Source organism: Nocardioides sp. L-11A, from assembly GCA_029961745.1.
Classification (GTDB): domain Bacteria; phylum Actinomycetota; class Actinomycetes; order Propionibacteriales; family Nocardioidaceae; genus Nocardioides.
On record CP124680.1, the window covers coordinates 750,112 to 763,971 of the forward strand.

Below are 13,860 nucleotides of genomic sequence, written 5' to 3' on the forward strand. Positions count from 1 at the left end.
GTGAACGTCGTGAAACGGTTCGGGGAGACCGTCGCCGTCTCCGGTGCCGACCTCTCCCTGCCTCGCCACGGTCGTATGTCGATCATCGGCCCCAGCGGCTGCGGGAAGTCGACGATCCTGTCGATGATCTCCGGCCTGCTCGACCCCACTGAAGGCGTGGTCCGGGTCGAGGGCGCGACGACGATGAAGGAGCGGCTCGCGCGGTGCGCGTGGATGCCGCAGCGTGACCTCCTCCTGCCCTGGCGCGATGTGGCGGGCAACGCGGCCCTCGCGCTGGAGAACCACGGGATCTCCAAGAAGGAGGCCCGCGAGCGGGTGCTCGAGCTGATCGACCGGTTCGGTCTGTCCGGCTTCGAGCGGAGGTTCCCGCACCAGCTCTCGGGGGGCATGCGTCAGCGGGTGTCGTTCCTGCGGACCATGGCGGCGGGCAAGGACGTGCTCCTGTTCGACGAGCCGTTCGGCGCGCTCGACTCCATCACCCGTGCGGACCTCCAGCAATGGCTGCGCCGCACGCTCGACGAGGCGCCGCGCACGACGGTGCTGGTCACCCATGACGTCGAGGAGGCGCTGCTCCTGGGCGACACCGTCGTCGTGATGAGTGCGCGACCCGGCCGCATCGTGCAGACCGTGCAGGTGGAGCTTCCCCAGACGGAGAACCGGCGTGAGCTGATCCGTCACCCGGCCTTCGCCGAACTGCGCGACGAGCTCCTGTCGCTGCTGGAGGTGGCGGAATGACCCTCGCCGAGACCGTCCGGTCGTCCCGCACCAAGGTGCCGGCACCCGGCAAGCGGCAGAGCCGGCGTCAGCAGCGGCGGAATGCGGCAGTGAAGCGGATCCTGCCGCCCACCGGCATCCTCCTGCTGGTGGGCATCCTCTGGCAGGTGGCCAGCGACTCCTTCGGAGTCCCGAAGTACATCCTGCCCTCGCTGAGCGACATCTGGGCCTCGGCCAGCGAGCGATGGTCCGACACCTTCTCCAGCGCGACCTGGGTGACCCTCCAGGAGGTGCTGATCGGCTTCGCCTTCGCGATCGCCGTAGGTGTCGTCATCGCCCTGGCGCTGCACCTGTCCGCCACGCTGCGGACCGCCTTCATGCCGCTGCTCATCGGCTCGCAGGCCGTGCCCATCGTCGTCATCGCGCCGGTCCTGGCCATCATCTTCGGCTACACGCTGATGCCGAAGGTGATCGTGGTGGCGTTGATCTGCTTCTTCTCGATCGTGGTCAACACCATGCACGGCCTCTCGTCGGTCGACCCCGAGCTGATCAAGGTGATGCGCACCCTCGACGCGAACCGGTGGGCGATCCTGCGCCGGGTGGAGATCCCCGCGGCGCTCCCGTCGTTCTTCACGGGGCTGAGGATCTCGGCGACCTACGCCTCCGTGGGTGCGGTCTTCGGCGAGTTCGCCGGATCCCTCGACGGACTGGGCTACGTGATGATCCAGGCGACCTCGCAACTGCAGACGGACATGGTGTTCGTTGCGATCTTCATCCTCACCTTCATGTCCATCTCACTCTTCGTGGCCGTCTCGATCGTCGAGCGGCTCGTGTGCCCTTGGGCAAGAAAGGAAGATCGCCGATGAGGAATCTCAGCGTCCGCCGGAGGGCGACTCTTCTCGGGACCAGTCTGCTGCTCGCCGCCGGCATCATGACGGCGTGCGGCGACGACGGCGCCGGCTCGGGTGCCGACGGCAAGGTGAGCGTGCTGTTGGAGTGGTTCCCCAACCCCGACCACATCTCGCTCTACACCGCCCAGGACATGGGCGCCTTCGAGGACGAGGACCTGACCGTCAAGTTCCAGCCCCCGTCCAACAACACCGACTCGTTGAAGATGGTCAGCCTGGGACAGATGCCGCTGGCGATCTCCTACGCCAACGCGGTGATCAACGCCGAGGCCCAGGGGCTCGACGTCGTGGCCGTCGCGGCCCTGATCCCGACCACCCTCAACTCGCTGATCCTCAACCGCACCGACGACGTCCAGGAGATCGCGGACCTCAAGGGCAAGCCGATCGGCTCCTCGGGCGACCCGGTGTCGGAGGCCATGTGGGCCTATGCGCTGAAGGAGAACGGCTTCAAGGACGAGGACATCAAGTTCGTCGCGATCAACCAGGGCTACTCGCCGGCGATGATCTCCGGCCAGGTCAGCGCGATCATCGGTGCGTACCCCAACATCGAGAGCGTCGAGCTCAAGGAGAACGGGCTCGACCCGGTCTCGTACGCCGTCGGCGACGTCGGCGTGCCGACCTACGACGAGCTCGTGCTCATCGCCAATCGCTCCAAGCTGGCGAAGGACAAGGACTATCAGGACGTCGTCAAGCGGTTCCTGGCCGGCGCCGCGAAGGGTGCCGCCCGGGCGCAGGAGGACCACGCGGCGGCTCTCGACGCGATCAAGCCGGTCGCCAAGGGCTACAGCGAGGAGAGCCTGCGCGACATGGTCGACCTGACCGCGCCGCTGCTGGAGAACCCGGACGGCTTCGGCCAGATGGACGTCGCCGAGTGGCAGGCGCTGGCCGACTGGCTGCTCGCGAACGGGCAGCTGGACAAGGAGGTCGACGCGGCCGTCGTGGTCAACACCGACTTCCTTCCGGAGGGCGGTGACGCGCAATGACGGTCCAGCTCGCCCAGCGTCGACGCCAGGGCTGGACGGGTGAGCTGTGGGACGCGATCGAGCCCACCCATCTGCGGATCCTCGAGCACCCGTTCATCACCGGCCTGACGACGGGGGAGCTGGCGCCCGACGCGTTCCTCCGCTTCCTCGCCCAGGACACCTACTACGTCAACGAGTACGCCCGCTCGCTGGCGGCCCTCAGCTCGACCGCGCCGACGATGGCACTGACCCGCTCGCTGCTCGAGCACGCGTCGGGCGCGGTCGCCGCGGAGTCGACCCTGCATGCCGAGCTGGTCGCGATGCTGGGTGGGCCCCCCGACCTCCTCGCGCGGGTGGTGCCGAGTCCCACCGCGGCGGCGTACGTCGACTTCGTGACCGCGCGCGTGCACACGGGGTCCTTCTTCACCGGGCTGGCGGCCGTGCTGCCGTGCATGTGGGTCTACGCCGAGGTGGGTGTGCACCTCGTGGCGAGCGGCTCCTCGGACCCGGCGTACCAGCGCTGGATCGACAACTACGCGGGCTCCGGCTATCTCGAGGAGGTCGACCGGATCCTCGACGACGTCGATGCGTTGGCCCAGGTCGTCGGCGGCGAGGAGCGGGCGCGAGCGGCCGAGGTCGCACTGACGGCGACGCGCTACGAGTGGATGTTCTGGGACGCGGCCTACGCCGGGGAGCAGTGGCCCTCGCTGCCCTGATGTCGCGGCGGGATCCGGCGGCGCGCCGGGTCCCGCCGCGGTGGGTGCAGTAGTCTCGCCCCCACCACATCGACATCACTCGAGGGAGTCACATGGGCGTGGACGACCAGGGTCGACTGGAGCACATGCAGCTGAAGGACCGCGTCTACCACCACCTGCGTGACGGCATCATCGACGGCACCTACGACGTGGGCGTCGCGTTGCGCGAGGTGGAGATCGCGCAGCGCCTCGGCGTCAGCAAGACCCCCGTCCGCGAGGCCTTCGTCCGACTCGAGAAGGATCGCCTGGTCGAGCTGATCCCGTATCGCGGTGCCGTGGTCGCCGGCTACACCGCCGCCGACCTCGAGGAGATCTCCCAGGTCCGCCAGCTCGTCGAGGGTGCGTGTGCGCGATCCGCGGCTCGGCACGCGACCGAGAAGGACGTCGCCGAGATCGAGCGCAACGTGGAGCTGTCGCGCGAGGCCCTGGGCAAGGGCCGGGTCGAGCGGGTGGCCCAGCTCCTCGACGCCTTCGACCAGCTCATGTACCGGCACTCCCGCAACAAGTGGCTCGACGAGCTCGTCGAGAACCTCGAGGGACACCAGCGCCGCATCGGACGGCTGACCGTCGACATCCCCGGCCGGCTCGAGAAGTCGGTCGAGCAGCACCAGCGGATCCTCGACGCGATCCGCAACCGCGACGAGCGTCGCGCCGAGCGCGCGATGCAGGCGCACATCGCCAGCGTCATGGACGACCGGTTGAAGGCGTTCGTCAGCGCCTCCTGAGCGCATCCCTCCCGTCGGCCGACCGAGGCCGCCGGCCGCCGGCCGTCCCGCGGCCCCCGCGTGGTCCGCGACCCGCCGCACCGGGCTCCCGTGCCCCGCCGTTCCCGGGGGAGGCGCGGCCGGGGCGACGGATCGACGGGGCGGAACCGTTGTGGCGCGACGGCGAAGCGGCTACGATTTCAGATCTCACATGCAAAACATGATCTGATTCCCGGCCCTGATCCGAAGGACCTGACGCGTGATCATCGACGCCCACACCCACATCCTCGGCCTGGCGGCCGATCCCGAGTTCACCGCGCGGTACGGACGCGAGGGCGCCCTGTGCATCTACCGGTCCCGCGGGCAGCTGCCCAGCCACCGGATGCCGACCGAGGCCGAGTACGGCGCCTGCGGGCTGGCGCACGACGGCTTCCTGGAGATCGGCCCCGAGGAGTCGATCGCCGCGCACCCCGGGTTCGATCGGATCGTGCTGCTGGCGATGTCGCCGCAGTACCTCGACGGCCGATTGATCGGCACCGTCGACAACCTCGGCGTCACCTCGGTCGCCGGCCCGCCGTCACCGGAGAAGTGCAACGACTACATCGCCGACCTGCAGGCCCAGCACCCGGACGTGTTCATCGGCTTCGGCTCGGTCAACCCCAACCATCGGGGTGTCAAGGCGGCCGTCGCCGAGCTCGAGAGGTCCGTCCTCGAGCTCGGCCTCCAGGGCCTGAAGCTGTACCCGATGTACCAGCACTGGTCACCGGCCGACCCGATCCTCTCCTTCCCGATCTTCGAGAAGGCGGCCGAGCTCGACATCCCGGTGCTGGTGCACCAGGCGGGCTCCACGCGCGTCGACGCGCGGATGGACTTCGCCCGTCCGGCACTGCTCGACGACGTCGGCCGTCACTTCCCCGGCGTGCGTCTCCTGATCGCTCACTGCGGGACGCCATGGGTCGAGGAGGCGATGTTCATGTGCACGAAGCACCCGAACTTCTTCGCCGAGCTCAGCTATCACGTCTCCACCGTGACCTCGGAGGAGCTGTACCGGTGGCTGCTGCACCTGGAGCAGATGTTCGTCCCGCTGGAGAAGGTCGTCTTCGGATCGGATCATCCCGGCTTCACCTATGACCCGGTGCTGCTGCGGGACAAGGTGCTGGGCGTCAACGAGATCGCCCGCCGCCTGGACATGCCGGAGATCCCGCAGGCGAAGCTCGACGGGATCCTGGGCGACAACTTCGCGCGCATCATGCGGCTGGTCGGCTGAGATGCGGCGCTGGACGGCGCGGCCGACCGGGCCGGCCGGGGGAGAGGGGGAGCGAGGATGACGACGTCGACCGCCCGATGGCTGCGGGCATCGTGCCCGGAGATCTGGAGCTCGCTGCACGGGCATCCGTTCCTGGGTGACATGGCCGCCGGCACGCTGAGCCTGGAGCGCTTCCGGTTCTACCTCGAGCAGGACACCATGTACCTGACCGAGTACGCCAAGTGCATGGCCCTGGGCGCCGCGCGGGCTCGCTCGGTCGACGAGGTCGCCTGGCTGCGCGACTCGATGGACAACATCGTGGACAACGAGCTGCCCCGGAACCGGGAGCTGCTCCAGCGTGTGGTCGACCTCGGCGCCGCGGACCGCGGCGGGTCGCGGGGGATGGCGCCGACGACGCTGGCCTACACCTCGTTCCTCACCTCGACCGCCTACCGCGGCGACGCCCTCGACGTGATGACGGTGATCCTCCCGTGCGCGGTGAGCTATCGGGAGATCGCCCTGGAGCTCGTCGACCGGATCGCACCCGACTCGCTCTACACCGCCTGGATGGACTTCTTCGTCGGCGACTTCTACGGCGCCCGGCTGGACCGGATGCAGGCGAACCTCGACGAGCTCGCCGACCGGGCCGATCCGCGCCGCCGGGAGTCGCTGCGGGAGGCGTTCGCCACCGCCAGCCGCCTGGAGGTCGCGTTCTGGGACATGGCCTACGACTGCCGGCAGTGGCCGGACCTCGCGGTGGCGACCGACTGAGCCCGGGGCACCCCTCCCACCCCACGACGTACGACGACAGGAGCCCGGCCATGCGATGGTCCAACTGGTACGGCAACCAGACCTGCACACCGGCCGAGGTGGTGCGCCCACGCGCCGAGGACGAGGTGGTCGCCGCCGTGGAGCGGGCGGTCCGGGACGGACGGGTCGTGCGGGCGGCCGGCTCCGGCCACTCCAATGTCGCGCTGGTGCCCACCGACGGCCAGGTCGTCGACCTGCGCGACCTGTCCGGGCTGGTCGGCGTCGACCGGGAGTCCCGGCAGGTGCGGGTGCGAGCCGGCACCCGCATCCACGACCTGGGCCCGTTGCTGTGGGAGCACGGCCTCGGCCTGGTCAACCAGGGCGACATCGACGGGCAGCAGATCGCGGGCGCGGTCGCGACCGGCACGCACGGCACGGGCCGGCACCTGGGATCCCTGTCGAGTGCCGTCGTCGGGGCTCGCGTGGTACGGGGCGACGGCAGTGTGGTGTCGGTCGACGCGTCGACGCCGGAGTGGCTGCGCGCCGTCCGGACCTCGCTGGGCGCCCTCGGCGTCATCACCGAGCTGACCCTCCAGGTCGCCGATGCCTACTGCCTGGCCGCCGAGCTCGTGCCCTGCACCTTCGCGGAGCTGGTGGACTCGTGGCGCGAGCGGCTGGCGCGGCACCGCCACTTCCTCTGCTACTGGTTCCCGAGTCCGGCGGCGGCCTCGGCCTGGTTCACCTTCGACCCGCCCCTGGGCGACGACACGGTCCTGATCAGGACGATGGACCAGCTGCCGGCCGACGCCGTCGCGCAGGAGACGCCGCGCCGGATCGACCGCGCGTACCGGGTCTTCGCCGATCCCTGCGAGCCGACCTTCCACGAGCTCGAGTTCATGGTCCCCGTCGACCAGGCCATCGACGCCCTCGGTGAGCTGCGTGCGATGCTCCGCTCCCGCCACCCCGAGCATCCGCTGCCCCTGGAGGTGCGGTTCGTCGCCGCGGACGACGCCCACCTCAGCCCGTTCGCCGGGCGGGCGTCGTGCGCGATCTCGGTGTCCGGGGTGATGGGCGAGGACAACGCCGAGGTCTTCGCCGACTGCGCCCGCGTGTTCGCGCAGTTCCGCGGACGGCCGCACTGGGGCAAGTGGCATCCATACGACGCCGCCGACCTGTCCCGCCTCTATCCGGAGTGGGACGCCTTCCGCACCGTCCGGGCCGCCTTCGATCCCGGCGGCACCTTCACCAACCCCTATCTCGAGCAGCTGCTCGGGCCGATCGGATCCGGAGCCGCCCGATGAGTGTCGCACCCACCCCGTTCGCCAACCTGGTCGACGGGCAGCAGGTCGAGGCCGCCTCCGGAGCACGGATCCCTGTCGTGGACCCCTCCACGGGGGAGGCCTTCACCACCGCGCCCGACTCGGGGCGCGAGGACGTCGATCGCGCCGTCGCCGCCGCGACCAGGGCGGCCCGCACCTGGGGAGAGACGACGCCCGCCCATCGGTCCGGACTGCTGCTCGCACTGGCCGACGCCATCGCCGAGCATCGCGACGCGTTCGTGGCGGACGACTCCCGGAACGCGGGGAAGCCGATCGGCACCGTGGGCGACGAGGTCGACGGCGGGCTCGACAGCCTGCGCTACTTCGCGGGCGCGGCGCGCGTGCTGGAGGGCAGGAGTGCGGGGGAGTACCTGCCGGGCGCGACCTCACTGGTACGGCGCGAGCCGGTCGGCGTGGTCGGGCAGATCGCCCCGTGGAACTACCCCCTGATGATGGCACTGTGGAAGATCGGTCCGGCGCTGGCGGCCGGGAACACCATCGTGCTCAAGCCGGCTCCACTGACCCCGGTCTCGACGCTGCGCCTCGCCGCGGTGGCCGCCGAGGTCCTCCCCCCGGGCGTGCTGAACGTGGTCGCCGGCGGCAACGACGTCGGCGCCGCCATCGTGGAGCATCCGGATGTGGCGATGGTCGCGCTGACCGGCTCGGTCGGGACCGGCCGGGCGATCGCCCGAGCGGCGGCGAACACCCTGAAGCGGGTGCACCTCGAGCTGGGCGGCAAGGCGCCGGTGGTGGTCTTCGACGACGCCGACGTCGCGGCGGCCGCCGCCGCGGTCGTGGGCGGCGGCTTCTGGAACGCCGGGCAGGACTGCACCGCCGCGACCCGGGTCCTGGTGACCCCGGCGCGCTACGACGAGCTGGTCGCGGAGGTCGTCCGCGGTGCGCGGAGCCTGGTCATCGGCGACCCGTCGGACCCGGCGACGACCCTCGGCCCCCTCATCAGCGGTTCCCAGCGCGCCCGGGTCGCGGGCCTGGTCGACGGGCGGGGGCGCGGGGTCGAGGTGCTCACGGGCGGCGCCGCGCCCGAGCGGCCGGGCTTCTACTACGAGCCGACGGTCGTCGCGGGTGCGACCGACGCCGACGACCTGATCCAGCAGGAGATCTTCGGGCCGGTCGTGACGATCCAGCGGGTGGCCGACGAGGAGGAGGCGGTCCGCGCGGCCAACGCGACGCCGTACGGCCTGGTCGCGTCGGTCTGGACCCAGGACGTGGGTCGGGCGATGCGGATGACGAAGGCCCTGAGGTTCGGGACGGTCTGGGTCAACGACCACTTCCCGGTGACCCCGGAGATGCCCTTCGGCGGCTGCAAGCAGTCGGGCTACGGCAAGGACCTGTCGAGCTATGCGCTGGAGGAGTACACCTTCGTCAAGCACGTCCTCCTCCGTCATGGCTGAGACGCCGGCGCTGCCCGGGCTGCGGCGGATCCACCATGTCGCGTTCGCCGAGGAGGAGGGCGCCGCGCTGGTGGGGCGGCTGCAGGAGCTGTTCGGCCTCGACGTCGACAGCGAGGAGTCCGCGGCCGGCTTCGTCGAGCGGATGCTCCCCGTGGGCGAGTGCCATCTGCAGGCTCTGGAGGCGACGGGCGAGGGGGTCGTGCGCAGCTCGCTCTCCCGCCGCGGTCCCGGACTGCACCACGTCGCGTTCGAGGTCGACGACCTCGCGGGAGTCCTCCGTCATCTCAGCGACAACGGCGTCGAGCTGATCGATCGGCACCCGCGGCCGGGCGGCGGCGGTCATCTGATCGCCTTCGCGCATCCGCGCTCCTTCGGCGGCGTCCTGGTCGAGTTCGTCGAGGCGTCGCCGTCCGCGCGCCCCTAGGACCTGGTGGTGCGGGGGTCGACGCGGGCCGCCTCCTGCTCGCGCAGCACGTTGCGCCGGATCTTGCCGGTCTGCGTCTTCGGGAGGTCGGCGACGACCTGCACGACCCGGGGACACTTGTACGCCGCGAGCCGGTCGCGGGCGAACGCGATCAGCTCCTCGGGAGCGGCCAGGGCTCCGGCCTTCAGCGACACGTGGGCCACCACCACCTCCCCGCGATAGTCGTCCGGGACGCCGACCACGGCGACCTCGTGCACCGCGGGGTGCGCGTAGAGGGTGTCCTCCACCTCGCGTGGCCAGACCTTGTAGCCCGAGGTGTTGATCTGGTCCTTGAGCCGATCGACGAGGTACACCCAGCCCTCGGCGTCGATGATCGCCCCGTCCCCGGTGTGCAGCCAGCCCTCGGGGATGGCGGCTGCCGTCTCCTCGGGCCTGCGCCAGTAGCCAGGGACGATCTGGGGCCCGCGGAGCACCAGCTCCCCCTGCTCGCCGGCGGGCAGGACGCGTCCGGAGGAGTCCACCACGCGGGCGTCGAGGCCCGGGAGCGGGACCCCCACCGACAGGGTGCCGCTGGCCTCGTCGACGGGCGCCTGGGCGCCGAGGGGCACCGCGATCACCCCGGAGGAGGTCTCCGTCATCCCGTAGATGTTGTGGATGTAGACGCCGAAGCGCTCACGGAAGCGCTCGATGGTCGAGGGCGGGATCGGTGCTCCGCCGCTGTAGACCGACCGCAGCGAGGCGAAGTGCTCGCGGGAGGCGTGGGGGAGCTGGGCGATGGCGTTGAACGCCGTGATCGAGCCGATCGTGAAGGTCACCCGGTGCTCCCTGAAGGCGTCGATCGCGACCGCGGGGTCGAAGCGGTTGGTCATCACCAGCAGAGCATCGTGCAGCAGCGCGATCGTCGCGTTGATGACCGCTCCGGTGATGTGGAAGAGCGGGGCCATGGCATAGACCGCGTCGCCGGGCCGCAGCTCGATCCAGGTGGCGTAGGTCCCGGTGACCGCCAGCAGGTTGGCGTGGGTGTTCATGGCGCCCTTCGGCGGGCCGGTGGTCCCGGACGTGTAGGTCAACAGGGCGACGTCCTCGCCGCTCTGCGTCGCTGCCCGCGGTCCGATCCCGCGGAACTCGGCGATCAGCTCCTCGAGGTCGTACTCGGCCGCGGTGAGCCGCCGGCCGCCGTCGGGGAAAACGCGGGGGTCGTGGCGGGACTGGAAGGCGAGGGGACTGGTGCTGACCATCCACTCCACCGAGCTGCCGGTCAGGGTCGCCGCCGCGTCGGGTACGTCGGCGTCGGCGCACACGATGCCGATGGCGTCCGCGTCGTCGACCAGGTGGCGCAGCTCCTGGCCGCGATACATCGGGTTCAGTACCAGGCCGGTCGCGCCGAGCTTCCAGAGGGCGAGGAGGCACAGCGCGAACTGTGGGATGTTCTGCAGGTAGATGCCGACCCGGTCGCCCCGGCGGGTGCCGAGGGAGTGGAAGCCCGCGGCCAGGGCGTCGGAGAGCTCGTCGACCTCGCGTGCGGTCAGGACGGTGTCGAAGTAGGCGATCGCGGGCGCGTCCGGGTGACGCGCGACCCGGGCGCGCCAGGCCTCGGTCAGCGACGGTGCGGACGTGGGCTCCGCCCGGCCGACCGCGTCGGTGTAGAGGGTGGTCCAGCGCCTGTCGTCCATCGGGACCTCCTGGGAGGGGACCGAGCCGGTCGGTCCTCGTTGCTACGGGATCTGGTGCAGGAGCAGCCGCACGATGTGGTCCACGCGCCGGTCCTGGAACGCCCGGGTCCAGCCGCGCTGGCCCATGCCCGCGACGATCGTGGCGTCGTGCTCGAGGGGGAAGTAGCACATGCCGATCAGGCTCAGGAAGAGCTGCTCGGGGGCGAGGGCCGCCTCGGCGACCCCCGCTCGGGTCATCACCGCGACCATCCGGTCCGCGAAGCGCTGGTCGTGGCGGGGCAGCTCCTCGCGCCGTCCCGCGTGCTCCAGGGCGTCGCGGGTCAGCAGCCAGACGAAGGTGGGGTTGGACAGCAGGAAGTCGACGTAGCCGCGGATGAGCAGGCGCAATGCCTCCTCGCCCGCCTCGGGATCGTCGTCCAGGACCTGCTCCGCCCGGGTCGCCACCTCGTCGAGCGCCGCGTTGCGCCGGTCGAACACCCGGTGCAGCACGGCGTCGTGCAGTGCTTCCTTGGAGCCGAAGAAGTAGGCGGGCAGTCCGACCGAGACGGTGGCGCGGTCCGCGATCGCGGCCAGCGAGGCGCCCTGGAAGCCGAGATCGGCGAAGAGCTGCTCGGCGGCGTCGAGGATCGCGGCCCGCGACCGGTCCGCGTCGCGGGTCCGGCCCGCGCGCCGCCCGGCCGGCGCCGTGTCCACCTGCTCGTCCATCGGCCTCCGCCCCCAGAGTCTCGGTCCTGTCACCGGAACAGTACGGCACCGGGCGAGCGGTGCGCACCCCTCCAACTAACTATTTATGTGTTCAGTTAGTACTTCCCAGACGTCTGACCGTGAGTTAGTGTCCCGTTCCACAGCGAGAAGGTGTCCTTCGATGGACGCCAGCATCTGCTGTTCAGACGTTCAGTTACGCCCGACTCGAGTCGGGTCGGCACAGACCCAGGAGGCGCCGGGGTCGGCGCTGGAGGAGGATCGCCCATGTTCACCATCGAGCCGCTGGTCGTGGCCTACGGCCCGCACCGCGAGAAGAGCCGGTTCACGTACATGCACAACGCCGGCGTGCCCATCGACATCCCCTATGTCGCGTGGCTGGTGCGGGGCCAGGGATTCGCCGCCCTGGTCGATGTCGGGTGCAGTGCCGACGACTACAACCAGCACATCCGCCCGGTGGACCGCGAGCTGGTGCACGTCGGCCAGGTCTTCGCCGACGTCGTCGACGTCAAGCCCATCGAGTCCCACCTGCGTGAGCGGGGGATGAAGCCCTCCGACATCGACGTCACCATCCTGACCCATCTCGACTGGGACCACTGCATGACGATGGAGCCCTTCGGCGACAGCGAGATCCTGGTCCAGCGCGAGGAGTGGCAGCGCACGCCGTCGCACGAGATGTTCGCGACCTCCTTCGCCCCGGCCGAGCACTACCAGCGCATCGAGGACATGGGCCTGACCCAGCTCGACGGCGACCACCAGATCGCCGACGGCTTCGACCTCCTGCTCACGCCGGGCCACACCCACGGCGGTCAGTCGGCGGTGGTCAAGACCTCGGAGGGCACCTATGTCATCGCCGGCATGTGCGTGCTCAAGGAGAACTTCTACCCCTCCGAGGAGGAGGCCGAGCACTTCCAGGTCATCCCGCCCGGAGGTCACACCGACCTCTTCCAGGCCTACGACCAGATGGTGCGTCTCAAGGAGCTGGGCGGCGACAACGTGCTGCCCCTGCACATGACCGAGGCCTTCGACCTCGGCCGGATCGGCACCCTGCCCGACTGACCGACGTCCGAGCGAGCTACCTGGGAGCATGACGTGGACCTCTATCTCGATCCGAGTGCGCTGGCGGCGCTGCTCGACCGACCCGGCACCTGCGACATCCGGGTCGTCGACACCCGCGCGTCCCTCGCCGACGGCCCCCGTGGCCGGGACCTGTGGGCCGCCGGGCACATCCCGGGCGCGGTCCACGCGGACTGGCTCGACGACTGGGGCACGACCGTCGACGGCGTCGAGGGGATGCTGCCCGAGGCGGAGGAGTTCGCCGCGGCGATGTCGCGGCTCGGCATCGGCGACGACACGCTCGTCGTCGCCTACGACGACAACGAGCTCTTCACCGCCTCGCGCCTGGCCTGGGCGCTGCTGCACCACGGCCACGAGCGGGTCGCTGTCCTGGACGGCGGCCTGCCCGCGTGGGAGCGGTCCGGTCGGGTGGTGACCGGTGAGGCCTCCGCCCTGGAGCCGGCCGTCTTCACCGTGCGACCGGGGTGCGGACTGCGCCGGACGATGGCCGAGGTCCGCGCGCTCGTGGACCGCGGCGACGTACGCCTGGTCGACTGCCGGATGGAGGAGACCTTCTCGACCTCGGCCGGACGGATCCCGGGTGCCACGCGGCTGCCGGCACCGGCACTGGTCGGCGGCGAAGGGCGCTTCAAGCGGGGCGAGGAGGTGGTCGCGCTGGCTGCCGCCGCCGGAATCGAAAGCGACGGACCGACGCTCCTCTACTGCGGCGGCGGGGTCTCCGCGGCCGCCGTGCTCGTCGCGCTGCGGGCGGCCGGATTCGCTGACCTGTCGCTGTACGACGGCTCGTGGTCGGAGTGGTCGCGCCACGAGGAGAACCCGGTGGAGGAGCACGCATGAGCGCGACCCGCGGCCCGGCGCCGCTCGGCGCCTACACCCAGACGATCACCGCCGCCGGACTGTGCTTCGTCTCCGGCCAGGTGCCTGTCGACGGCGACGGCCGGCACAGCACGGAGGTGGCCGATCAGGCGGAGCAGGTGTTCACGAACCTGGCGGCCTGCCTGGCGGATGTCGGCCTCACGATGGCCGATGTCGTGTCCCTCACGACCTTCCTCTGCGAGATCGCCGACGGTCCCACGGTGTCGTCGGTGCGCGGTCGGTTCTTCGGGGACCACCGGCCGACCAGCACGGTGGTCGAGGTCTCCGGCCTCCTCGACCCGGCATGGCGCCTGGAGGTCCAGGCGATCGCCGTGACCCGCGACCAGGACTAGGAGCAC

General features: G+C 70.7%; 15 protein-coding genes. 13 read left to right on the forward strand and 2 right to left on the reverse strand.

Annotated features, from left to right (window positions below; genetic code table 11):
- The 10 genes from QJ852_03405 to QJ852_03450 all read left to right on the forward strand — a co-directional run bounded on the left by QJ852_03405 (position 1) and on the right by QJ852_03450 (position 9,194).
- Positions 1-735: an ABC transporter ATP-binding protein gene (locus QJ852_03405; protein WGX97489.1), complete on the forward strand. Its 735-nt coding sequence runs from the start codon at positions 1-3 to the stop codon at positions 733-735.
- Positions 732-1,580: an ABC transporter permease gene (locus tag QJ852_03410; GenBank protein ID WGX97490.1), complete on the forward strand. Its 849-nt coding sequence runs from the start codon at positions 732-734 to the stop codon at positions 1,578-1,580. The genes QJ852_03405 and QJ852_03410 overlap by 4 nt, the downstream gene beginning before the upstream one ends.
- The gene (locus QJ852_03415) at positions 1,577-2,605 is read left to right on the forward strand and encodes an ABC transporter substrate-binding protein (GenBank protein WGX97491.1); all 1,029 of its coding nucleotides are present in this window, start codon (positions 1,577-1,579) and stop codon (positions 2,603-2,605) included. Before QJ852_03410 ends, QJ852_03415 begins: the two co-directional genes overlap by 4 nt.
- On the forward strand, positions 2,602-3,300 hold the full coding sequence (locus tag QJ852_03420; GenBank protein WGX97492.1) for a TenA family protein: 699 nt from the start codon (positions 2,602-2,604) through the stop codon (positions 3,298-3,300). Before QJ852_03415 ends, QJ852_03420 begins: the two co-directional genes overlap by 4 nt.
- 92 nt (positions 3,301-3,392) lie before the next feature.
- On the forward strand, positions 3,393-4,064 hold the full coding sequence (locus tag QJ852_03425) for a GntR family transcriptional regulator (GenBank protein WGX97493.1): 672 nt from the start codon (positions 3,393-3,395) through the stop codon (positions 4,062-4,064).
- 238 nt (positions 4,065-4,302) lie between these two features.
- Positions 4,303-5,310, forward strand: coding sequence for an amidohydrolase family protein (locus QJ852_03430; GenBank protein WGX97494.1), 1,008 nt, complete (start codon positions 4,303-4,305; stop codon positions 5,308-5,310).
- A gap of 57 nt (positions 5,311-5,367) precedes the next feature.
- The gene (tenA, locus tag QJ852_03435; protein WGX97495.1) at positions 5,368-6,060 is read left to right on the forward strand and encodes a thiaminase II; all 693 of its coding nucleotides are present in this window, start codon (positions 5,368-5,370) and stop codon (positions 6,058-6,060) included.
- 50 nt (positions 6,061-6,110) lie between these two features.
- A complete protein-coding gene (locus QJ852_03440) occupies positions 6,111-7,340 on the forward strand; it encodes a D-arabinono-1,4-lactone oxidase (protein ID WGX97496.1) in 1,230 nt (409 codons plus the stop codon).
- Positions 7,337-8,770 (forward strand): aminobutyraldehyde dehydrogenase, encoded by a 1,434-nt coding sequence (locus QJ852_03445; GenBank protein WGX97497.1) that lies wholly within the window; start codon positions 7,337-7,339, stop codon positions 8,768-8,770. Before QJ852_03440 ends, QJ852_03445 begins: the two co-directional genes overlap by 4 nt.
- Complete coding sequence (locus tag QJ852_03450; GenBank protein ID WGX97498.1) at positions 8,763-9,194, forward strand: VOC family protein; 432 nt, start codon at positions 8,763-8,765, stop codon at positions 9,192-9,194. Before QJ852_03445 ends, QJ852_03450 begins: the two co-directional genes overlap by 8 nt.
- Here the strand turns inward: QJ852_03450 and QJ852_03455 are convergent.
- Positions 9,191-10,867 carry an AMP-binding protein gene (locus tag QJ852_03455; protein ID WGX97499.1) on the reverse strand — a complete coding sequence of 559 codons (1,677 nt, stop codon included), beginning with the start codon at positions 10,865-10,867 and terminating at the stop codon, positions 9,191-9,193. The two genes, QJ852_03450 and QJ852_03455, sit on opposite strands and share 4 nt — an antisense overlap.
- A gap of 42 nt (positions 10,868-10,909) precedes the next feature.
- The gene (locus QJ852_03460; GenBank protein WGX97500.1) at positions 10,910-11,572 is read right to left on the reverse strand and encodes a TetR family transcriptional regulator; all 663 of its coding nucleotides are present in this window, start codon (positions 11,570-11,572) and stop codon (positions 10,910-10,912) included.
- 264 nt (positions 11,573-11,836) lie between these two features.
- On the opposite strand from QJ852_03460, the gene QJ852_03465 reads away from it, so the two are divergent.
- From QJ852_03465 to QJ852_03475, 3 genes are read left to right on the forward strand one after another with little or no spacing between them, the layout of a single operon-like run.
- Entirely contained in the window at positions 11,837-12,628 is a 792-nt protein-coding gene (locus tag QJ852_03465; protein ID WGX97501.1) for an MBL fold metallo-hydrolase, read from the forward strand.
- Between the two features lie 33 nt (positions 12,629-12,661).
- Positions 12,662-13,483, forward strand: coding sequence for a sulfurtransferase (locus QJ852_03470; GenBank protein WGX97502.1), 822 nt, complete (start codon positions 12,662-12,664; stop codon positions 13,481-13,483).
- Positions 13,480-13,854: a RidA family protein gene (locus tag QJ852_03475; GenBank protein WGX97503.1), complete on the forward strand. Its 375-nt coding sequence runs from the start codon at positions 13,480-13,482 to the stop codon at positions 13,852-13,854. Before QJ852_03470 ends, QJ852_03475 begins: the two co-directional genes overlap by 4 nt.
- Positions 13,855-13,860 lie beyond the last annotated feature (6 nt).